Genomic DNA, 22,531 nt, shown 5'->3' on the forward strand with positions numbered 1-22,531 from the left:
GAAGTAATAACTAACGAAGCAGAAAGTGGTGCAGAAAAATAAAATAGACTTCTTACATAACTTATTTTATAAAGAAAAATTAGGTTCTGCACGAGAGGTTTAATGAAGATTGCTACTTGGAATATTAATTCCATAAAAATGCGGATTAGTATATTGCGTGATTTTTTAGCAAACGAAAATCCAGATATTTTATTATTACAAGAACTAAAATGCGAAAGTGATAAATTTCCTTTCGAAGAGTTATCTAATCTACCTTATAATTTTTATGTTCATGGACAAAAATCATATAATGGCGTTGCTATTCTTTCAAAATTTCCTGCTGATGAAATAGTTAAGGATTTTCCAAATAATAATTGTTCTGATCAAGCAAGATTTATAGAAGCAAGAATATCACTACCTATCGGATTTTGTAATATAATTTCTTTATATGCTCCTAACGGTTCAATGGTGGGTAGCGATAAATTTACGGCAAAACTAGCATTCTATGATAGTTTTTTTAATTATCTATCAAGCAAAAAATCTTTTGATGAAAAAACCATTATAGGTGGTGATTTTAATATTGCACCTTTTGATATTGATGTATATTCACCTACAGCACTTGCAAATACTACCTGTTTTACAGAAATTGAACAAAAGAAAATGCGGACTATTTTAAATTCTGGATTTGAAGATTGTTATAGATTCTTAAATCCCAAAAAACAAGAATTTTCATGGTGGGACTATAGAGCTGGATGTTTTGAACAGAATAAAGGTATGAGAATAGATATGATCCTTGGTAGCAATAATAGCATTGACTATCTGGAAAATTGCTATATGGATTATAATTTAAGAACTAAGAAAAAACCCTCCGATCATATACCGGTAATTGCTAATTTTAAAAATCCATAATTGTCATCCCGTGACTTTAAAATCGTCATTGCGAGCGAACAACGTGAGCGTGGCAATCTTAGGAATATAGTACTGTTTTATGAGATTGCCGCGTCGAGGCTTTGCCTCTCCTCGCAATGACGAGAAAATAAACAAAACTACATAACTTAATATGCTTCCATCCATTGCTAAACATGCAGCGAGTCATCAAATCCATCCTCTCAAAAAGCATGGGCAGAATTTTATTTTTGATAGTAGCTTATGTGATAAAATCGTGCGAGCTAGTGGACTTGAAGAAAATAGTAATGTTCTAGAAATAGGACCAGGTACGGGCGGACTTACTAGGTCAATATTACACAAAAATCCTAAACTTTTAACAGTTATTGAAACAGATGAAAGATGCATCCCATTACTTAATGAAATTAAAGAACATCACCCTAATCTAAATATCATTAAGCAGGATGCTCTTAAACTCAATTTAAATGATTTAAACCTTGCTAAACTCACTATCATTTCTAATCTACCATATCATATAGGAACTGAACTAGTAATTAGGTGGCTAAAAGAAGCAAGCCTTGTTACTAGCATGACATTGATGTTGCAAAAAGAGGTAGTGGAGCGGATTTGTGCTAAACCCTCGACCAAAGCATATGGCAGGTTATCGGTAATATGTAGCTTAATTGCAACAGTAGAAAAATGCTTTGATGTAGCACCTACAGCTTTCTACCCGCCTCCTAAAGTATATTCAGCAATAGTTAAACTGACTCCTTTAGAAAAAATTCCTAATAGTGATTTAATAAGTAAAGTTGAATTGATAACAAGAATGGCTTTTGCAGGACGCCGAAAAATGATTAAATCATCGCTAAAAAACCTTGCCCCTAACATATCTGAACTTTTAGCTAAACTAAGTATAAACGATAATTGCCGAGCAGAAAACCTTACCCCTAACGATTATTTATCCTTGGCTAGATTGATATAATTAAAGAGTTGTTGCGTACGCTCTCGGCGTCGTCCCGTGTAAAGGTTACGTAGCTCGTCCACGGGGTGACAGGATGATATATTTGGGCACCGTCAAGTTAAGGGAGGTATAAATTAAGTATTGAGCAATTACAGGGAATGATTTATAGAATAGCAGTAACAATTTATCCTAGATTTTACCGCTATGCATATTACTCAAGCCCCGAATAGACATCGTTTTCCAGCAAGCATTATTAGCCATACAGTATGGTTATATCATCGCTTTAATAATAGTTACCGAGATGTTCAAGAGCAGATGGCTTATCGAGGTATTATATTAAGTCATGAGACTGTAAGGTTTTGGTGTTATAAGTTTGTAGTTTATTTTCAAGATGTTATTAGTAAGAGAGAGCGAAAGCCAACTGATAAATGGCATTTGGATGAGATGAATATCAAGATCAAAGGTGAAGTATTCATATTATGGAGAGCTGTTGACTCTGAGGGACATGAATTAGAAGTATTACTGCAGAAGCGTCGTAACAAGAAATCAGCTATTCGCTTTTTATCAAGATTATTGGGTAATTATCCATGTCCAAGGGTTATTGTGACTGATAAGCTAAAAAGCTACATTAAACCAGTTAGGTATATGTGTCCTAGGACTAAGCATCGTACCGATAAAAGACTAAATAATCGGATTGAGAATGCCCATCAGCCAACTAGGAGAAAAGAGAAGATACTGATTAAATTTAAGCATCCTAATTCAGCACAATGTACATTATCACTGATGGGAAAAGTCAGAAATATATTTGCTGTAAATGTTGGAAGATATACTAAAACAGCATCTGAGCAAAGAATTGCATTTGCGTCCGCTAAATCCATTTGGGATGAAGCTACTCAAAGACTTCTTGCTGTCTGAAATCTAAAAATATAGTACTTTGTGACACTAATTTACTTAACTTGACGGTGCCCATTCTGATAAGATTGCCACGCCACTTTCAGTGGTTCGCAATGACGTTAAAAAGAACCAAAAATAATATTTAATAATGACTAACATAAAACATTTAGCAATAATAATGGATGGTAATGCACGCTGGGCAGCTACGCATGACTTACCTAAATCTGAAGGACATAGAGCCGGAGCTGATAAAGTACATGAGTTATTACCGGAATTTATTAACCTTAAAATACCATATGTTACGCTATATACTTTCTCTTCCGAAAACTGGCAACGCTCAACTACAGAAATATCTTTTTTAATGAGATTATTAAACATTTATTTAAAAAAAGAGCTAGATAATTTGCATAAAAACGGCATTAAAATAAAAGTAATAGGTAGACTTAATTTATTAAGCGACTCATTGCAAAAACAAATAAATAATGCTATAGAATTAACGAAAAATAATAACAAATTAACTCTTTGTATAGCTTTTAGCTATGGTAGTCGTCAAGAAATAACAGACGCTTGCACTAAGATTATCGCAAGCGGTAAAACAGAAATTCTTGAGAGCGATATACAAAATGCGTTATATGATCCGGAAATGCCTGATGTAGATTTATTAATAAGACCTGGCGGTGTTTTCCGGATTAGTAATTTCTTGCTTTGGCAAGCAGCTTATGCTGAACTATATTTTTCTCAAAAATATTGGCCTGATTTTAATAAAGAAGACATAATAAACGCTATAGATGATTATTCAAAAAGGAAAAGAACGTTTGGCAAAAGATAAACAAAAATCAAATTTATATTTAAGAGTACTGTCTGGTATAGTATTAGTACCATCATTTGTGGTAGCTATATTATGGCTTAAACCTTTATTCTATGTTTTAATGATATTAGTAGCTATAGGGATGCTTAGCGAATGGTATGATATGACCCATTCCTCTATTATGTATCTACTAATAGGTTTAATTATTATCCCAATTCCCATAAGCTTGTTAATATCCTTAAGTAGCAATCCTATAAATAACTGGCTTATTATGCTTTATTTTTGCATAATTTGGTCGGTAGATACATTTGCGATGATTGGCGGCAAAACCTTGGGCGGTGCAAAACTTGCTCCAAAAATCAGCCCTAAAAAAACTTGGAGTGGCTTAATTACAGGAATATTATCGGCAGGTTTAGTTGCAACCTTAATTAGTTTCATACCAAGTTTTTACATTGAAAATTACTATTTCTCAAATAGGATTTATCTGTTTATAATTAGTTGCACGCTAGCTTTAATAGCTCAGCTAAGTGATTTATTTATTTCATATTTTAAACGAAAGTTTAATATTAAGGATAGTGGCAATATTATACCTGGTCATGGAGGGGTATTAGATAGATTTGACAGTATAATTTTAACTGCCCTAATATTATTTTTTATAAATGGATTATATTTATGAGTATTTTTAATTCAATACTTTCAAATAATCATACAAAAAAAATAATTTTAAATATTTTTCTAGCATTACTGCTAGGATATTTTGTTTTTCACTGCATTTACGGCAATAAAGGAGTTATTGCATATTTAAAAGTAAATAGACAGCTTGAAAAAGCCTATGATGAATTGAAGTTATTGCGAGCTGAACGAGTAGAGCTTGAACATAATGTTAAATTACTTAGAACCGAATCGTTAGATAAGGATATGCTAGATGAACAAGCACGCAAAGTTTTAGGTATAGCAGCTCCAAGCGAACAAGTTTTTAACCCCAATAGCAAACCATAGGCTCATCACAGAAATTAAAATTTAACTGAAGAATATATTATGACTATTACGCTTTACCAAAACGATTTACCTGATGATTTTGAACTTGAAGGTGATTTAGCAATAGATACCGAAACGATGGGATTAAATTTATATAGAGATAAACTTTGTCTATTGCAGTTTAGTAACGGAAATGGTGATGCTCACCTTGTGCATTTTCTAGATCAAAACTATAATGCTCCTAACCTAAAAAATTTATTAAGTGATAAAGAACGTTGCAAGATATTTCATTTCGCAAGGTTTGATTTAGCAGCGATAAAAAAATATTTGGGAGTTGATTTAGAGAATATCTTTTGTACTAAAATATCTTCAAAGCTAGTTAGAACTTATACTGAAAGCCATGGGCTTAAGGATATATGTAGAGAATTGTTAGGAGTAAATATTTCCAAACAACAACAATCTTCTTATTGGGGTGCTGATAATTTATCTTCCGACCAACAAGAATATGCTGCTAAAGATGTGCTTTATTTGCATAAGTTAAGAGAACATTTAATAGCAATGTTAGTTAAAGAAAATAGATTTGAACTTGCTCAAGACATCTTTAAATTTCTACCGGTCAGAGCCAATTTAGATTTAGTTGGCTGGGATGAAGTTGATATCTTTACGCATTGAATTTTTTGATGCTATAAAACGTTATTGCGAGGAGAAACTGGTCTTGTTGCATGGCTCCGATGTCATCCCCGCTTAAGGCTTGCTTGCGGGGATCATTTCCCCCTGTCACCCCCGTGGCTTGGGAACTAGGTCCAGCTAAAAAATACTAATAATATTAGTATTTTTTATTGTTTTTCTGGATGCCGTGGTCAAACAACTAGATGACACCGAGGGTACTTTTCGATCCACGCGGGCAATGCCTATGCGGGGATGACATAATTGTGACATTAAAACCTATACATGACCAAGATTAACACCAGTAAGCGGCATATCAGTACTATACTCTACATCATAATTACATTCACTATATTTTATTAAAGTATTTGCGGTTTTATTTATCATTTCATTAGGGGCAGGATATATAGCAAATTCCTCCCCTCCAACATAAATTAATAGAGGTGTGCCTACAGGTTATATTGCTTCAAGTAAAGTCGCTATACATACAAAATTTGGCATAATTAATTCTTTTTATATTGAATTATTTATTAAAAAATATTAATATCTATTAATTAGTTAATAATTGTTAATGAGTTTTTTATTCTTATGTTGTGATAAATAAGATATATTAATAACTTGTTTTTAATTCAGAAATCTCATAATGCCCAAAATACCTATCGATAATATTATCGTATTTTTATATCTGATATCCATTTTAGCTGTAGGTATTTATTACCGAGCTAAAAATAGTAGCTTTAAAAATTATGCAAATGTAGAGAGTAAGGTTCAGAATAACAAGCTGCTATTAATAGCTACCATTTTTGCAAGTTCCGTAGGAGGGGCTACTACTTTTGGTATTACGGAAAAAGCTTTTTTAGGACACGCATATTATGCTTACGCTTTAATACTTACTATCCCGATAGATATCATAATTGCTATTTATGTAGTACCGCTAATTGCAAAACATCATGGAGCAGAAAGCATAGGCGATATAATAAGTATATATTACGGCAATATAGGTCGCTTTATTGGCGGGGTTAGCTCTGTAATTGTATCGGTTGGATTTTTAGCAGCTCAAATAAGCGTCAGCGGTTATATTTTTCAATATATCTTAGAAATAAATTATATTGAGGGAGTAATTTTAAGCTATAGTATAGTACTTATATATACTACAATAGGAGGGCTGCAATCTATCGTTTTTACTAATTTACTGCAATTTTTTGCTATGATAATTGCGATACCTGTGGTCACTTTTATAGGGCTAAACAAAATTGGTTCTATAAATCCTATAGGCGATTTGATTGTTGAAACTAATCAATCTAACTTATTTTCTTATATAATCGCTGCTGCTTTAAGCTTTAGTGTAATGAATCTATACCCTACCTTTATTCAAAGAGCTTTGATTAATAAAAACCCTACTCAAACAACTAAAGCAATATATACAAAATCGGTTATATATTTATTCTTTTTAATTTGCGTTACTTTAAATGGCTTAATTGCTTATAAACTTTATCCAGAACAACCATCGAACTTAGTATTACCTTATCTGATCAATCAAATAATCCCGCCTTTAATTCAAGGCTTGGTCATAAGCGGACTGCTTGCTGCTGTTATGTCTACTGCCGATTCTGATTTAAACGTTACTTCCATAGCTATTGTTAAAGACATAATTAACCCAGTTCTAAAGGTAAAAACTGGGCAGAAGCTATTATTAATTGCCCGAATTATTAACGTAGCAACAGGAAGCCTTGCTATAATTGCTGCCCTAAAATTTAGCAACGTAATAGATTTAGTAGTATTCTTTACCAGCTTTTGGGGACCTGTAATATTAGTACCGCTAGTAACAACGCTTTTTAGTATTAGAGTACCAACACAAATAATGGTTTTATCATCAATAAGCGGAGCAGCAACTTTTTTACTTTGGGAATATTATTCCTTATCTCTACAATATTTTAACCTCAGGGGAGTATTTATAGGGACAATAGTAAGCTGTTTGATATTTATGTTAGGTATAGTTGTAAATAAGGTTAATAGGATGTAATGGCACCGTCAAGTTAAGGGAGGTATAAATTAAGTATTGAGCAATTACAGGGAATGATTTATAGAATAGCAGTAACAATTTATCCTAGATTTTACCGCTATGCATATTACTCAAGCCCCGAATAGACATCGTTTTCCAGCAAGCATTATTAGCCATACAGTATGGTTATATCATCGCTTTAATAATAGTTACCGAGATGTTCAAGAGCAGATGGCTTATCGAGGTATTATATTAAGTCATGAGACTGTAAGTTTTGGTGTTATAAGTTTGTAGTTTATTTTCAAGATGTTATTAGTAAGAGAGAGCGAAAGCCAACTGATAAATGGCATTTGGATGAGATGAATATCAAGATCAAAGGTGAAGTATTCATATTATGGAGAGCTGTTGACTCTGAGGGACATGAATTAGAAGTATTACTGCAGAAGCGTCGTAACAAGAAATCAGCTATTCGCTTTTTATCAAGATTATTGGGTAATTATCCATGTCCAAGGGTTATTGTGACTGATAAGCTAAAAAGCTACATTAAACCAGTTAGGTATATGTGTCCTAGGACTAAGCATCGTACCGATAAAAGACTAAATAATCGGATTGAGAATGCCCATCAGCCAACTAGGAGAAAAGAGAAGATACTGATTAAATTTAAGCATCCTAATTCAGCACAATGTACATTATCACTGATGGGAAAAGTCAGAAATATATTTGCTGTAAATGTTGGAAGATATACTAAAACAGCATCTGAGCAAAGAATTGCATTTGCGTCCGCTAAATCCATTTGGGATGAAGCTACTCAAAGACTTCTTGCTGTCTGAAATCTAAAAATATAGTACTTTGTGACACTAATTTACTTAACTTGACGGTGCCGATGACACCGAGCACGTTTTTCGATCCAAGCAACAATGCCGCCACGGGGTGACGGTTTTTTACTTCATATTTCTCAAATGGTCTTCTAATTTTCTGAGCTTTCTTCCTGAATTCTCTACCGGTTTCTGGTATTTCGGCATTTTAGCATTTTCTCTATATTTATTAATTCGATCAATCTGAGCATTTACTTCATCAGTAATAACTTGCTTTCTTTCTTCTATATTATTAAGCACCGATGCACTATATTCATAATTTTTAGCATTGATATTAAAGTTACTAACTGCCTCTTCAATCCTTTTATCTAGAGAATGCTCTGTCTTACCATCAAAAGATTCTATCGGTTTTTCTCTTTCATATTGTGCTATTAAGGCTGGCATTTCCTCAAGCTTAATATCATCTCTTTTGAAATGATCTTTAATCTCTTTATAAGTTCTGTCGATATTTTCTTGAGCTTTTTCATGCATAATATCGTAATGCTCTTGACGACGAGTATATCGATCTTGATCTATAAATTCTGCATGTTTTTGATGAGCATTATCTATCATAGTCCGCATTTGATCATCGGTAGCTTTTTCTTGCATAAATCTATCACCCATTATCACTGGATCACTTCCTTCAGATAATCTATCACGCACTTCATGAATAAGCCTTCTTTGACCTAATTCCTGATAATATTCTACATCACTTGGTCTTTTTAATCTTGCTAAATATTCAGGCGATAATATATCTTCTTGAACAGCAAGCGTTTCTTTATTAATCTGCATTTGAAGCTCTTTGACTTCTCGTGCTCTTTCTTTATCTTTTAGACTTTCGCTATAAGTTCTAAGCTGTGGATCGTTATAGTCAAAGTCATGCCACTCGGCACTAGTTAGATTACCCTCATATTTATCACGTAAATCTTTACCAACTATTGCAGTAAGAGCTTCTCTTTTTAATCCTGTATAGCCAGCATATATTTTCTCACCTATAGCTACACGTTTTTGTTCTTTTAATTCACGTTTAGTTTTTACGCGATTTTCCATTTCTTGCCAGCTTCTAAGTACCCCTATATTTTTACCGAATAGACCAACTCCTCTTCCTGACATTTCTTGGTGAGCATATTTATAAGCACTTTGATAATCTCTAGTAAAGTTTGCATTACTTGCAAGCTCACGTAAGCTTTTTGCTGATTTACCTTTTTCGCCTAAATCGGATTTCATGAATTTATCAAGCTCTAGTTTTTGTTCACTAGTTAAAGAGCTATAATTTTTTGCACCATATTTATTTTTAGCAAATTCATCTCGAAGCTTTGCAAAATTCATAGTTGCTAGTTTTTTCACATCCAAATCACCACCTTTCGGTAAAAACGCTTTATTATCTAGCAATTTAGAAATGCCATTTTTATAATCTACTCTGGCTTCCATATTAACGTCTCTATGGTCTATGCCATATTTTCTTTTAACTTCATTTTGCACCGCTTTGTTAGCTGAAGAACTGAGGGCTTTATTTTCAAGCCTACCCATCATAAGCCCTTGATATTTTTCAGCAAAGAACATACTCGTTTGCTCTTGCAGTCGGTTTATTGGCTTACTAATAACTCCTGTTGCATAATTTATTGGTCTATTAACCTGCTTCATAATAGAATCGTAAGATTGCTGGTTAACAGCCTGTATCGATGTTAAATTACCCGAAGTACCCGCAATAAAACTAGCCGTCGATATAGCAGTATCATTAAATTTACTAAGCAAATAAATAGAAACAAATATCAATAATAAGCCATCAAGCTGGACAAATTTACCATTTATAAAATTACTAATTCTATTTGCATCTTTAACTAAATCTAAAAACGGTAATTGAATATAACGTTTATCTATACATTGATATGCCAAACACTTAGTACCATCATTTTTGGTATAATCTTCAGGGACTAATATATTTGCTTGAGTGAAATTCTCAATTCCTCCTTTCATCGGTACTGGAAACCACCAATAAAATATCGAATTACCAATACTTGAATCTAAATCTTCTGTAAAACTACCGAAAATTTGATTTATAGGTCCTAAATCAGGAAAATCTTTCTTACATACAGCAAAACCTAATGTCGATTGTATTTCCGTTTTAATAATCATTCCGATAAAAGCAATACCAACAAATAAAATTATAGGTTGTATAGTATATGATATTAATTGCCTTAACCAATTTTCAAATAATGATCTAGTTATATTAAATAACATCAAACAAATAAATATCGGTGCCATTGTTATAATCATACCAATGGTTATTAGTGCTGTAAGATAAATAATTGTAGCTTTGAATATAAGTAAGAAAATAAAATACAGAGCTATTAAATATAGTATGATATAAATAAACCCAAGCGGATCTACAAATAATAAAGAAAATAGCTTAGATAAAGTTTGCGGGGAAATAAGAAGATTTAGTAAACTTTGACCTGTTGAAGCATCTTGTACTATCTGTAATATCTGTGCTAGCCCTTCAACAAAAAATACAAATAAATAATCATGGAAAAATGTCCAAGCTTTACTTGTACTTAATAATATTGAAACTACACTGACTTTTAGTATTCTAACTACTAACTCAACATGAGTCATGTTTATGTTTCCTATTAAAAAGGAAAATCCAGTAAACATTATATAAAGAGTTAAAAGAGCCGAAACACTTAATCTATAGCCAGGCGTTTCAATTATTTGCTGATAAGTTTTCCTTACAATTCCAGGATCTTTATCGCTAGTACCAAATAACTCATTCTTTATTAAATTTGTTAAAAATTGTAGCGGATCAGGTCTTGTATCGCTGACTCCAGATTTTATGACTACCCTATATTGTCCACTATTATCATCATAAAATTTATCTAAAATTTTAAAATATAGAGGAGATTGAGCATAATTTGAAGCTTGATCGCAATGTAGGCTAGTACAACCATATTGGTAATTTATACCACCAGCTTGTAAAAACTTTCCAGTACTGCTAATACTATAAAATTCATAACCTTGGCTTGTAACTGGTTCACCTAAATGCTGCGTTATGCCTTTCGGGCTATGCTGTGAATCTGGCGACATATTAGGATTAGAACCTTTATCAGCAATTAAAAAATAAAGCCCTACCCCGTTTTTAAGTATACAAGGAGCATTATTAATAGGTGCATCTCTTGGCGTAGGAGTTGGACACATCTTACCGTCAGTAAATTGACATGGTCGCAGTCTAACACAAAACTCAGCTAAGGTAGTAAAATTATTCTGCTGCCCATACCATGGACACCATGCTGATAACATCCCTGAAGTATTCTTGTCCCCAGACATATAATCCCAAGGTTTTACCATAATTGTTAAAGGATAACCATTTACTTTATAAGCACTATCCCGCCATGGTGCTACTTGGTTCCCCTCTTGTCTTGAAGTAACTTCAGATGGATCATATCTAGAGGAAATATTAAATTTTATAAAACCGAAATCATCTGGATCAATACAAGTATCCCCGCTGCACCCCGAAAGTGCTAATAACGATATTAATAATGTAATAAAAATATTTCTGTTCATTTTAAATCGATTTGTCATTCCGTGGCTTGTCCACAGAATCCATAAAAGTTTTAATATTTTAAATTTCAACATCATGGCAAGGGTAAACTAAAAGTTTCGACGAAGCAATCTCAGACTTCTTAAATGTTTCATAAGATTGCCACATCGCCTACGGCTTCTCGCAATGACGTTAATCTTTCTCTTCTTTCTGCTCAGGTTTCATATCATTACGATTTTGAAAAAACTTACCTGTATGCTCCCCACCACCTTGCGGCTTTCTAGCTTCATAATTCTGATCAATTACCTTATCTTTAAAAACACGTGCTGGAGCAATGGCAGCTTTCTTAATTGGGGCTGTCACCGCACCTATATCTTTCATAATAGATTCTGTAGGGTTAGCGGGAGCTCGGTAATTACCTTCTATTCGTGCAGGAGTAACTTGTGTTAACATCCCAACAACTATGGTTACAAAACTTACTAAACCATATGACATTAGACAATATGAATAAAATAATAAAGCTGTAGTGAATAATACTAAAAATGTATTAGTGTCATTCGTTAAAATGTTAGAACTAGTGATATCTGGAACTTGCGGAACGAAAAAAGGTATTCCTGGTAAAAATGGTAAAGTGAAAGAGAAATTTAATGGAATACCAAGGTTTGACAAATCAAGCCCTATTTTAATCGGTATGAGCGTATCCCAGCAAGCTCTAACAATTACTTTTAATAGCTGTTCTGATAAAATTTGATCTATTAATAAAAAGAAAACCAATAATATCGTTGGCTGCACTACATAGCTAAATAGAATTGATATCCAACTATCAAACATAGTTTTTGTTTTTTCAAACAACATTAATATTATAAAAAATGGTGCTAATGAAATCATAACTGTCAAGCCTATAAAGGCTATAACATAACCTATAATTACTTCAAGTACTGCTCTAAAATAAGTAATAAGTGAGTAAATGGTTATAACAGCAATAAATGCTAAACCATTATGTATTTGCAATAGCTGAATAAACAGTAATCCCCAAATCCTACCATTAGTATATTTATCAAATATAGGATCAATAAAACCAAAAATATTAGATTTAGAGCTTGTAGCACCTACAACATTCGTTGCAAAGAAATCTATACCATTAATAAATGCACTAAAGAAATTGTTATTAAAGAAACTCCAGCTTTCAGGTCTAAGTAAAATAGCTACTATAGTTATTTTAAATATACGAGTTACTACTTCTACAGCAGTTAATTTCAAAGCCCCCAAAACAAACATTAAACCAAATATAGTAACGTAAAGTGTTAATGCGGTTTTAGCTATATTTTGTATTGCAGAATTTGCAACTAATTTAAAATAAAAATCCTCACTATAACTTCTAAATTCATCTGTAATAGGCTTAATTGCACCATTATAAACTATATTTGAAAACCAAGTTGTACCAGTATAATTAGCGTAATCTACACTAATTGTTCCCTGTATATTACTATTAGGAGTTTTTACTCTTAACCATAAATATCCATCTTGTGGTGCATCACCTGAAAAATCATAACCGACTGCCGTGCCGGAAGTAGATGAACTAGGTAATGTACCATCAGCTGTTATTAAATACTCTAAAGTTATATTTTGTTGATCACCCGGACTTATAGTGTTTGTACCATTACCTATCTCAACAATCATTGCATAACGACCAAAATATAAAAAATTAGCTGCCCAATTACCATCAATTATATAAGTTGCAAAATCAGTATAATTAGAAAAATTTCTACTCCAATCACTCATTGAAAAAGAATTATTAAACATACCAGTAGGCTGCCAATCGCTACTAAAATCCATAGCACCACCGTTAGTTGCTTGATAATACATAAAACCATTCTGTGTATTATCATTATTAACAAAACTTTGATCACGATTTTTAATGACTTGTCCACCTATTTTAATAACCATTCCTCTACCTTGATCATAATAACAAGAAGGGTTAGCATTTAAATTAGAATTAGCAGGGCAAGAGTTAATCATGCTCATAAAATTTTGTAATGTAGTTATAGCCATTGGCTTACCAACTAATGCACCATTACTAACATTAGTATATTTTGTAGCCGAACCTGTACCAGTACATAAAGTTGTTCTTTGGGCATCTATAATATTACAAACTTGCTCTGCACTTGAGTAAACTATCCTATTTTCAAAATTACCAAGATTGCTTTCAGTATAAAGAGCAGAAGCGGCAAATACAGAACTATCGAGTTCTTTAGCTAGTATATTATTTAAGGTGCTTGGAGTTGTCGATGTACTTGGATTAAAAAAATCATCTTTATCAGCTAGGCTAATATTTACTATATCACCAACATTAACCTGAATTTTCGGATTACCATTAGCATAATTAAAGTAGTTAACATAATTATTCATCTTAGTAAATGATAATGCATCAAGGTTTTTATCAGGAGGTATAACACCATTATTTGCTGTACTAAAACCTGGGAATCCTGCAACTTCAAATTGTGAAGTTTTATAATTATAATTTTTAATAAAGACTTGCGGGGTACTAAACCTTGGATCAATTCTATATAATACTAAATATTTTCGAGGCTCTGGGGTAAGACCTGCAGTAGACCATTTAATCTTAAGCAGCTTACCTTTGTCAACTACACTACCAGTTGATTGCCAATCTCCAGCAGTCGATAAACTAATACCTATTTTACCCTCTTGGAAACTTGTAAATGTAGGTACTTCTAAACAACCAAAAATGCTTTTAAGACCGCTAAGCCCACTTGACATCCAAGCAAAGTCATCACCCTTGGCAGGTGACGCCATAAATAAAACTAATAAAATTAAACTCTTAATAATTTTCATAATTTTTTATTTCGGTATTTCCGCTTTAGGCGGCTCTTCTTTTGGTGCATTTTTTCTAGTTTTCTCAGCTTGCTTTAAAGTTTCATTACGTTGCTTTAATCGTTCTTTTGCTCTACCAGTAATACCTTTTCTTGTTTTTTCATCCATACCTACTTGGCTCAATGCTCCCTGCTCTGCAACACCTGACATTGCTCCACCCATACTAGTAGCTGAAGGACCAGCAGCACTTGTTAGTTTTGCCACCATATTACCAGAAAACTCAACATAACCATACATACCATAAGCTATAATAACTAATGCAACTATATTTTGCATATTCACACCCATCATACCCGACATATAATCCATGCCCCAAGGTGCAAACCAGTTTATACAAAAGATTGGTACATTAAGTAATGCAACCGGTAAAATAGTACCAATAAATGGAATTTTTATAGGTAGTGCACATTTCCAGCAAACGCTATAACCTAACACAAAATCTAAATATATCGTAAATAGTTGAGTCAGCACGATAATACCTGCCATTAAAATTACCGGCTCAATCATATATCTAATTGTGAATCTAACCCAATTATCAAATAAATACCTAGTAAAATCAAATAATAAGAAGCTAATAAATATAGGTGCTATACCAATTAATATACAAGTTGCCATAAATGCCATAATATAAACGGCAGCTGCTCTAAATGCTGTCAAAATCACAATCATTACTGCAATAACAGTAATGATAAAATATATAATACCGCTAAGACCTAAAGATAGTAACGCAAGTAATTGTGCCATAAATGTTTGGCTAAACAATATTCTACTCATTACTGCATCTAAAAACATGAAAGGATTTGAAACCGTATTAGTGGAAGTAAATAAGCTATATCCGCTCATATTAGAAATAATTTCATCGGAAAAGTTAGCAATAGTATCAAATAGATAATTATTAAAAAACTCAAACGTATTGCCATTCATAAGTCCACTAACAATACCTATTTTTACTATTCTAACTACTAAATCTTTCTGGTTTATTTTTGCAAAGCCTAGTAAGAACATTGCCCCGTAAACCATAACATAAAGAATTAGAAGTGCTTTAATATAATTAAAAAAGTTAGTACAAGAAGAAGTATCTCCTCCATAACATACTATATTTCGGAAAATAGACTCAGCAGCCCCTTTAACTTTGCCTTTAAATAACTGAAGTAGAGGATTCATTACTTTAATGGTAAAGCTTCCTACTGACTGAGAAGTGGAAAAATGTACTTTATAACTACCCTCACTATCTTTATAATCATTCGGATCGTTTAGCACTCTCATCCATATATACCCTTCACCAGCTGCATTAAAATTAGCTTTACCCTTACTATCTACTATAGCAGCTTCAGGCGAATAATTTTTACCGCTAGTATTTGGATTTTCTGCACCTGGTACTACTAAATATTGTACCTGACCACGATTAGTAAAAACATCAGTTATACTATTGCCATTTTCTCTATAGCATTTAGTGTGTTTGATGTTCATAACATAACCACCAGTATTTTTACTTGCATCCTGAGAAGTAGGACACCAGAGCCTATACTGTAAATAGCCTTTATCAGTATTACTATTAAATGGTATATTATATATTACTTTATATTCATTACCATATTCGGTAGGTTGATCTGAAGCTGTTACAAATTCAGCAAATTGTAGGGTGGAAGGTAGGGTTGAATCTACGTTACTTGTATTACTTATTTGCCATATTAAGCCTGTTGGACCCTTACCACCATTACCATCTGACGTATACCAAAATCTTCGTTGTGACTGAAATTCCCCTCCATTACATACACCTGAAGTACACCCAGTTCCGCCTATATAATCTTTATCTTTAGGACTACGATTATCTACACTATCAGGACATTTGTCGTTTGGCGGAATATTAATATTATTAGAACATTGAAGATTAGCATAATCAATAAATATACCCCCAGAATTACTTGCCCAACTAAAAGTAAAAGTGCCATCATCCTTATAAGGTTCCGGCATTGTTCCATAATTATTTATCCAAGCCGGTAAGGAATCGCATACATAATAATAAGTACACCAAGCTAAGGGAGCCGTGTAACACCAATCTATCGTTCCCCAAACGCAACCATTTGGACATTTTTGCTTTTTATTACCTTGCCAATAATTTTGCTTTAATTCACAAGCATTTACATATGGTCCTGAGTAAATAGAGTATCTTCCACAAATCGGATCATAAGCAGTTTTACCTTGTGAACAATCAGCCGTAACGTTAGTACCTTTAAAAGCATCCATTGTCCCTACTGTTCCACCTGCCCCAGGAGAATAATTAGGCGTCACCGAAACTAATATTCTATCATTAGCATATATTTCAGTAATATTACGCCACTCATTATTTTTTGCGTCCATTATCAAGGAAAGCGGCGGTTTATTAACATCTGTAACACGAGGAATAGGAATCATCTTGCCATTATCGTCTAAATTAGACTTACCTGGTCTTGTAGTTTCAGTAAATTGCAAATTATCTTTCGGCACATAAGCAAGACATAAACTAATCTGACCAACTACTTGTAATGATACTGCTTGCTTATCTTTTACTTCTACTTGGGTATTTAACCACTCACCATAATGAGCAGGATCAGGAGTAAGCTGCATAGTACCATCTGGTAACATTGTAGAGGTATTAACATAATTAGCATTAGCGTTAAGAGTAATTGTACTAGTTATAGAATCTGAACCTCCTTTACCACCTGGAGCATACCTCATATAACAACCATTACCAACGCTTACTGCTCCTATCATTCCAAGGGCTGCAAAAACGAAGCAAACAAGGGTTGCTACTATAGCAAGCACACCTAAAATTTTTATTAAGCTACTTTGCATATTACCTTATTTACCTCCACTCGATGATAGTGAATCTCCGCTACTATTTCCTCCGCTTGAGATAAATGAATCATCACCTTTTTGTCCTTCTGAACGTTTACTTCCTCCATCGCCTGGCATATCACCACCGCTCGGAGGTTTACCTTGCGTTGCTTGTGCGGCATCTTTAATAAAAGCTGCCCCTTGCTTTACTAAATCAACAATTTTAGTTGGGCTTGCTGTTACCGAATCCATTTTTGGACCGTTAGTTAAATCAGCAGCAAATTGACTTATCGATTTAGAGAAATAATAGAAAATTACCGAAAATACCAAAACGCACAACAGCTCAGCAAGAATAGACACAACATCTTTAGCAATTGATTTTATAGGGAAAAGTATGACTAAATGTTCTTCCCAACCTTTACCAGCATAATAATTTAGCATTTTATATCCAAAGCTTTCTTGACACACCTCTGCACTACTAGCTGGCAACCTTAGTTCAAAAGTACTAAATTTTACATTATTTTTTTCGTAATCATACCTTAAGAACTCACAATTTTTAAATATTGCTGAATCATACATGGTAATTAATAAAGCTATAAAGCCTGCTACTACAGATGGTTGTAATGCACATGACAATGATACTTTCAACCATCCATTGAAATAACCCTTTGTACGATTAAATAACATCATAGGAATAAATATTGGCGAAACATATGTCATCACATAAATAGTAATCATACAAACTAAATAATGTGTGATAAAATATAAAAGTATAGAAAGGAATATTACCGCAAATACTAAACCACTTATAAGAATAATAACGTTTCCTGCCATAAAGAAACCAAACATAACAGTAAAAAACCTTAAAGACCCTACTGAAGTTAAAGCATTTGGACTGTTTTTATCAGGAGTTCCGAGATTTGGTATAGGTATACTGCCGCTACTATTACCACCATCACCTCTTGCAAAACCGCTCAATATGTTATTTTTATCTATATTATAAAGCAAATCTAAACCAAGATAATAACCTATACGGCAATCTATAGAATCCCATAAAGCATAAAATTGATACCCACTTTGGTATTTTGAAGTATCAAATACGCATAATCCTTTTGAACCGGCAGCATTAAAAATAATTTGTGCAAATTCCGGTGCTATTCCTGTTAAGAGAGGTAACCCATATTTTAACATACCATTCTCTTGAGTTGGCTGACTGCTATTAAAATTCAGAGGACCAAGCCCTATAGAAAAATAAGTAACAAATAAAAGTTTTATTATAAAAAGGGCTATTTTATCTGGGTTGCCATATTCTTTATTAAGCACCATATTAAATGCAAAAAACATTACGTACAGAATCAGAGCAGCACCAATAGCATTTTTTAAATATCCTTGAAAGGTAGGGAAAGCAGTAAGATTAGTTATTTCATAACTTTGACTTTGTGAACCGCAACTATTTCCTACAAAAAATATTTTATCAAGAGTTTCTTTTAAACACTGGACAGCAAGACCGGAAAAATTAATTAATGATTGACTATAATTTGCTCCAGTATAGCAACTTTGTCCTATATTACTACAGCTAGGATCAACAGGAGGAGGAGCAGGAGGATTACTTAATGCTTTACATGCCACTGGCATTGGTCCTCTTGACGTTGGCATAAGCAAACATATATCATTTTGCCATGTTTGTACTGTTAGGACTATATTTTTTAATATAGGATTTGCACCAAGATCAGGATTATTATCCTTGCTTAAATCGCTAATTTTTTTAGAATCACCTTGATTTAAAGTATACATAGTACAAGGGTCACTACTACCATCTTTATTCTTAAAGCAAAAAGTTATACCCGGATTGTTTGCAGCACAATTCCCTCCTGGTGCTTTCATATCAATACTACGAATTATGTAACCATATGCCGTATCAGATTCTAAATACCCATCTGTAGTAGTTGGCAACGAGGCACAAGAATCTCCAAAGCTGGCAAAACTAGTTAAAGCAAAACCTTCCAAACAAACGACAATAATAATTTTTATAATATTATGGATTTTCATCGGAACCGCTATCTATTTTCTTGCTTCTATTTTCAATCGTTCCATCATTTCGCTCGGTCGCTTTATCTTTTGCTCTACCACCCCCACTATGATATAATTCTTCCGTTTCTTTCTCAAATGCTGCTCTTCTATCACGAATTTGAGCATTTCTCATCTCTTGCTTTACGTATCCTGCCTCACCTATCTTTAATTCGTGACTTTCTTGTTCGGTAAATTTTCTGTCCTTATCAAGCCCTCTAATAGTACGTGTAACTCCAAGATTTTCATCTAAATTAAGTTCCTGTTCTACCTCAGTAGTATGTTTTACTCTTGGCTCTTTTGATTCTTCTTTCTGAGGTTCAGGTACAGCTTCTTTAATTTCTTTTGTAACATTAAGCTTACTTGATAAATCTTCAAGCTTATCTTCTGCAGTACTTCTTACAACTTCTGCTGCACTTACTTTCGGTGGCTCAGTTTTAATAGTAGTATCAATTTGTGTTGAAACTGTCGTTGGTTGAGACACAGGTGCTTCTATAGGTTTTCTATTGCTAAAGCTAGTATCAAGCATTTCTTCAGAAGCACTACTTGGTGTTGCTGTGCCGCCTACACTTTTACCAACAGAACTTAATGCAGAAGATGGAGTTGCAGCCGTACTAGAAGGTTCTCTAAGAGCACCTGATGTGAAAGAATCACCTCCTTCACTACCACCGCCACCGCCGCTACCTTTTACTAAATCACCGGCTCTTCCGCCTTTAGTGCTGAGTAAATCACCACCGCCGTCGCCTTTGGTAGCGAATTGGTCAAGACCTTTGGTTGCAGCACCTGCAGCAGCAAGCCCTGCCATTGCGGCTTTAAATATCGCTTGCGGTTTTATGGCAACGCTGCTAAGAGCTACCCCTTCCGTCATATCTGCTGCAAAATTAGCCAGCTGACTACTAAAATTATACATTAAATATAAGGTAAAACAGGCTGTAACTAAAGCAAGTAAAATATCTTTAATCTTCTCAAAAAGTAATTTAGGTGAAACAAAGAACATTCCAGGACCTAAAATTACTCCTGATAAAAACTGGAATTTAGAAAGGAAGCTGCTTGTACTACTATCTCCTGGCTTTGGATTACATTTAGTATCTGCATCGGCTGCCTTTGGATCGCAAGTCTGGTTTGGCTTACTGCCAACTATTTGTTCTACACTGTCTTTGGCAAAGTTAAAGGCTGTTGAAATCGGATTATTTAACATATAGCCTAAGCTATTTTGACAACTTGCTGCATCTTCTTTACTATATTTTGTCCAATCATTATCAACAAAAAATACTAAAACATCCCTTTTAAAAGTTTGTCCCTGCAAGGCACCCTCTATACTATTATGAATCAATTTACTTTGATATTGGCATTTTCCGTAAAAACCAAAATCATAAACCGAAAACATAGTAATCATAAAAGTAACTACTACCATAGGCTGAAGTAAAAACGAAATCATTAGCTTAACCCAGCTATCAAAATAATTTCGTGTATAATCAAATAAAAACATCGGCACGAAAAGAGGGGCTAAAATACCAAGTATTACTATAGATACCATACACATAACAGTGGCATTAACCATAAAAGCAGCAACTGAGATCACAAGCAACGGATAGGCAAGAGCTAGCGATACTAGCATCATATTACCAGATATTATAGCGGGTATTAGTAGGTAGATATATGGAGGAGCACTAAAGCTAAAAAAGTCAAAATTTGCAAAATTATGGCTTCTATAAGCATTCTCAACTAATAGTGTAGATAACATATCTAGCCCCAAATAATGGGCTACCCGACAATCTAAAGCATCCCATAATGCAATATATGCAACACTATTGTCATATGAAATATCTGGACCATTAAATTTACATAACCCAGATGGTGCAGCATTCATAACCCAGCTAGCTAATCCGTTTATACCATTAAGCAAGAAAGGAAATGCCCATTGAATCATCCCATCCATACGATCATAAGGGGAAGTACTACCAGGTGTTATGTTTAATCCTATTGAAAAATAAGTTACAAATATTATTTTTAATATAAAGTTTATATACTCATTTTTTGGGGGAACTTGACCTGCAAGAAGTATTTTAGCACCAAAAAGCATAACATATAAAGTTAAGAAAGCCGTAACTATTCTATACATTCCTACTTGAAACTGGAATAAAGCACTAGTCTGCCTTGAAGCTGAATTAACTACTGAGTTTACATCATCAAAGCTACATACATCTTGACTGATTAATAGCCTTGCAATCATTTGTCTTATGCATTCTATAAGCGGAGAAGTCATAACTACTGCAGTTCTTGAAGCGTTATAAGCTTTTTGATAGCAACCTCCACCTGCTGCACTACAAGAAACCAATGCTAAAGGATCAACAGCTTTATTATTAGGATCGTCAATAAAATTTGTATCGTTTACATCCATAAAGCTATTATACATAGATTTTGGAAATGGCTCTTTTATATATTTACATCCTACGGGTACTACACCCGTAAAACCATATGTCCCAACACATATACGATCATTATCTTGAACAACTTTCCAAAAAATTGGTACCCCTAAATCCCACATTGTACCGCTATCTTCTGGTTTTTGGGTATATATATTATAATAATCTGCTTTATTGTTTTTCCAAGCTTCCTTTATATCATCCCATGGATCATTGCCGGTTAATACAGCCTTAGCAATAGCAAGTGCTGAATCTACAACTGCTTTTGCTCTTACCCCTGCCAGTTTTAAATTACTGCATAAACCAAAAGTTAATTTAAGATCATTTGGGTCAGCTCTGTTTTCACGCGTACATTGCCCTCCCGGAAATTGTGTACCAAATAATTCATTGTCATTTATTCTAAGCTTTAACAATGTATTCATGTATAAAACAGGAGATACAAGATTCATTATAGCAAAAGTAAAAAATGGAGCGACAATACAGGTTTGAGAAAATTCGGTACGTAATAAGTCACCGACTCCTTGTGTTTCACAAGTTAAATTCTGTAGTGTATTAACAATAGTATCAAGGGTGTCATCGGCATATGACTTGCTTGTAACCCCAAAATTGAGGATAACACTGACTACTAAAATTTTAAGTAAAGTACGAGGAAATAATTTCATGACTAGCTACTTGCCTCGTGTATGATAAACGTCATTGCGAGGAAAAATTGAAAATTTTGACGAAGCAATGCAGTAAAAAATGCTAACTTATAGCATTTTTTA

At 33.6% G+C, this 22,531-nt stretch carries 15 protein-coding genes; 10 read left to right on the forward strand and 5 right to left on the reverse strand.

What is annotated here, in order from left to right; all coding sequences use genetic code 11:
* Nucleotides 1-102 precede the first annotated feature (102 nt).
* The 10 genes from xth (at nt 103) to BA173_RS02290 (ending at nt 8,003) form a co-directional block, all read left to right on the forward strand.
* A complete protein-coding gene (gene xth, locus BA173_RS02250; protein ID WP_016947793.1) occupies nt 103-888 on the forward strand; it encodes an exodeoxyribonuclease III in 786 nt (261 codons plus the stop codon).
* Between the two features lie 151 nt (nt 889-1,039).
* On the forward strand, nt 1,040-1,846 hold the full coding sequence (gene rsmA / locus BA173_RS02255) for a 16S rRNA (adenine(1518)-N(6)/adenine(1519)-N(6))-dimethyltransferase RsmA (protein ID WP_068042161.1): 807 nt from the start codon (nt 1,040-1,042) through the stop codon (nt 1,844-1,846).
* Between the two features lie 183 nt (nt 1,847-2,029).
* Nucleotides 2,030-2,740 carry an IS6 family transposase gene (locus tag BA173_RS02260; protein ID WP_095568243.1) on the forward strand — a complete coding sequence of 237 codons (711 nt, stop codon included), beginning with the start codon at nt 2,030-2,032 and terminating at the stop codon, nt 2,738-2,740.
* Between the two features lie 127 nt (nt 2,741-2,867).
* Complete coding sequence (uppS, locus tag BA173_RS02265; RefSeq protein WP_016947712.1) at nt 2,868-3,548, forward strand: polyprenyl diphosphate synthase; 681 nt, start codon at nt 2,868-2,870, stop codon at nt 3,546-3,548.
* The gene (locus BA173_RS02270; RefSeq protein ID WP_016947711.1) at nt 3,508-4,203 is read left to right on the forward strand and encodes a phosphatidate cytidylyltransferase; all 696 of its coding nucleotides are present in this window, start codon (nt 3,508-3,510) and stop codon (nt 4,201-4,203) included. Before uppS ends, BA173_RS02270 begins: the two co-directional genes overlap by 41 nt.
* Nucleotides 4,200-4,526, forward strand: a complete 327-nt coding sequence (locus BA173_RS02275; RefSeq protein WP_016947710.1) for an FtsB family cell division protein — start codon at nt 4,200-4,202, stop codon at nt 4,524-4,526. Before BA173_RS02270 ends, BA173_RS02275 begins: the two co-directional genes overlap by 4 nt.
* 39 nt (nt 4,527-4,565) lie before the next feature.
* A complete protein-coding gene (locus BA173_RS02280) occupies nt 4,566-5,177 on the forward strand; it encodes a ribonuclease D (protein ID WP_016947709.1) in 612 nt (203 codons plus the stop codon).
* 637 nt (nt 5,178-5,814) lie between these two features.
* A complete protein-coding gene (locus tag BA173_RS02285) occupies nt 5,815-7,194 on the forward strand; it encodes a sodium:solute symporter (protein WP_068041966.1) in 1,380 nt (459 codons plus the stop codon).
* 99 nt (nt 7,195-7,293) lie between these two features.
* Nucleotides 7,294-7,467, forward strand: a complete 174-nt coding sequence (locus tag BA173_RS08140) for an IS6 family transposase (RefSeq protein ID WP_198387188.1) — start codon at nt 7,294-7,296, stop codon at nt 7,465-7,467.
* 17 nt (nt 7,468-7,484) lie between these two features.
* Nucleotides 7,485-8,003: a DDE-type integrase/transposase/recombinase gene (locus tag BA173_RS02290; protein WP_198387194.1), complete on the forward strand. Its 519-nt coding sequence runs from the start codon at nt 7,485-7,487 to the stop codon at nt 8,001-8,003.
* Nucleotides 8,004-8,114: 111 nt separating this feature from the next.
* Here BA173_RS02290 and BA173_RS02295 read toward each other — a convergent pair whose 3' ends face one another.
* The 5 genes from BA173_RS02295 to BA173_RS02315 form a co-directional block, all read right to left on the reverse strand.
* The gene (locus BA173_RS02295) at nt 8,115-11,588 is read right to left on the reverse strand and encodes a type IV secretion system protein (protein WP_068041266.1); all 3,474 of its coding nucleotides are present in this window, start codon (nt 11,586-11,588) and stop codon (nt 8,115-8,117) included.
* 169 nt (nt 11,589-11,757) lie between these two features.
* On the reverse strand, nt 11,758-14,418 hold the full coding sequence (locus BA173_RS02300; protein ID WP_016948313.1) for a type IV secretion system protein: 2,661 nt from the start codon (nt 14,416-14,418) through the stop codon (nt 11,758-11,760).
* Between the two features lie 6 nt (nt 14,419-14,424).
* On the reverse strand, nt 14,425-17,292 hold the full coding sequence (locus BA173_RS02305) for a type IV secretion system protein (RefSeq protein ID WP_016948314.1): 2,868 nt from the start codon (nt 17,290-17,292) through the stop codon (nt 14,425-14,427).
* A 6-nt stretch (nt 17,293-17,298) separates the two neighbouring features.
* On the reverse strand, nt 17,299-19,323 hold the full coding sequence (locus BA173_RS02310) for a type IV secretion system protein (RefSeq protein WP_016948315.1): 2,025 nt from the start codon (nt 19,321-19,323) through the stop codon (nt 17,299-17,301).
* The gene (locus BA173_RS02315; RefSeq protein WP_016948316.1) at nt 19,310-22,429 is read right to left on the reverse strand and encodes a type IV secretion system protein; all 3,120 of its coding nucleotides are present in this window, start codon (nt 22,427-22,429) and stop codon (nt 19,310-19,312) included. The genes BA173_RS02310 and BA173_RS02315 overlap by 14 nt, the downstream gene beginning before the upstream one ends.
* Nucleotides 22,430-22,531 lie beyond the last annotated feature (102 nt).

The sequence above is a fragment of the Rickettsia sp. MEAM1 (Bemisia tabaci) genome (assembly GCF_002285905.1).
GTDB lineage: Bacteria > Pseudomonadota > Alphaproteobacteria > Rickettsiales > Rickettsiaceae > Rickettsia.

Coding starts and splice junctions, on each gene's coding strand:
- rsmA (WP_068042161.1), top strand. CDS start 1,040: ATGCTTCCATCCATTGCTAAACATGCAGCGAGTCATCAAATCCATCCT.
- BA173_RS08140 (WP_198387188.1), top strand. CDS start 7,294: ATGCATATTACTCAAGCCCCGAATAGACATCGTTTTCCAGCAAGCATT.
- BA173_RS02310 (WP_016948315.1), bottom strand. CDS start 19,323: ATGAAAATCCATAATATTATAAAAATTATTATTGTCGTTTGTTTGGAA.
- BA173_RS02260 (WP_095568243.1), top strand. CDS start 2,030: ATGCATATTACTCAAGCCCCGAATAGACATCGTTTTCCAGCAAGCATT.
- BA173_RS02300 (WP_016948313.1), bottom strand. CDS start 14,418: ATGAAAATTATTAAGAGTTTAATTTTATTAGTTTTATTTATGGCGTCA.
- BA173_RS02275 (WP_016947710.1), top strand. CDS start 4,200: ATGAGTATTTTTAATTCAATACTTTCAAATAATCATACAAAAAAAATA.
- BA173_RS02315 (WP_016948316.1), bottom strand. CDS start 22,429: ATGAAATTATTTCCTCGTACTTTACTTAAAATTTTAGTAGTCAGTGTT.
- BA173_RS02285 (WP_068041966.1), top strand. CDS start 5,815: ATGCCCAAAATACCTATCGATAATATTATCGTATTTTTATATCTGATA.
- xth (WP_016947793.1), top strand. CDS start 103: ATGAAGATTGCTACTTGGAATATTAATTCCATAAAAATGCGGATTAGT.
- BA173_RS02280 (WP_016947709.1), top strand. CDS start 4,566: ATGACTATTACGCTTTACCAAAACGATTTACCTGATGATTTTGAACTT.
- BA173_RS02295 (WP_068041266.1), bottom strand. CDS start 11,588: ATGAACAGAAATATTTTTATTACATTATTAATATCGTTATTAGCACTT.
- uppS (WP_016947712.1), top strand. CDS start 2,868: ATGACTAACATAAAACATTTAGCAATAATAATGGATGGTAATGCACGC.
- BA173_RS02305 (WP_016948314.1), bottom strand. CDS start 17,292: ATGCAAAGTAGCTTAATAAAAATTTTAGGTGTGCTTGCTATAGTAGCA.
- BA173_RS02270 (WP_016947711.1), top strand. CDS start 3,508: ATGATTATTCAAAAAGGAAAAGAACGTTTGGCAAAAGATAAACAAAAA.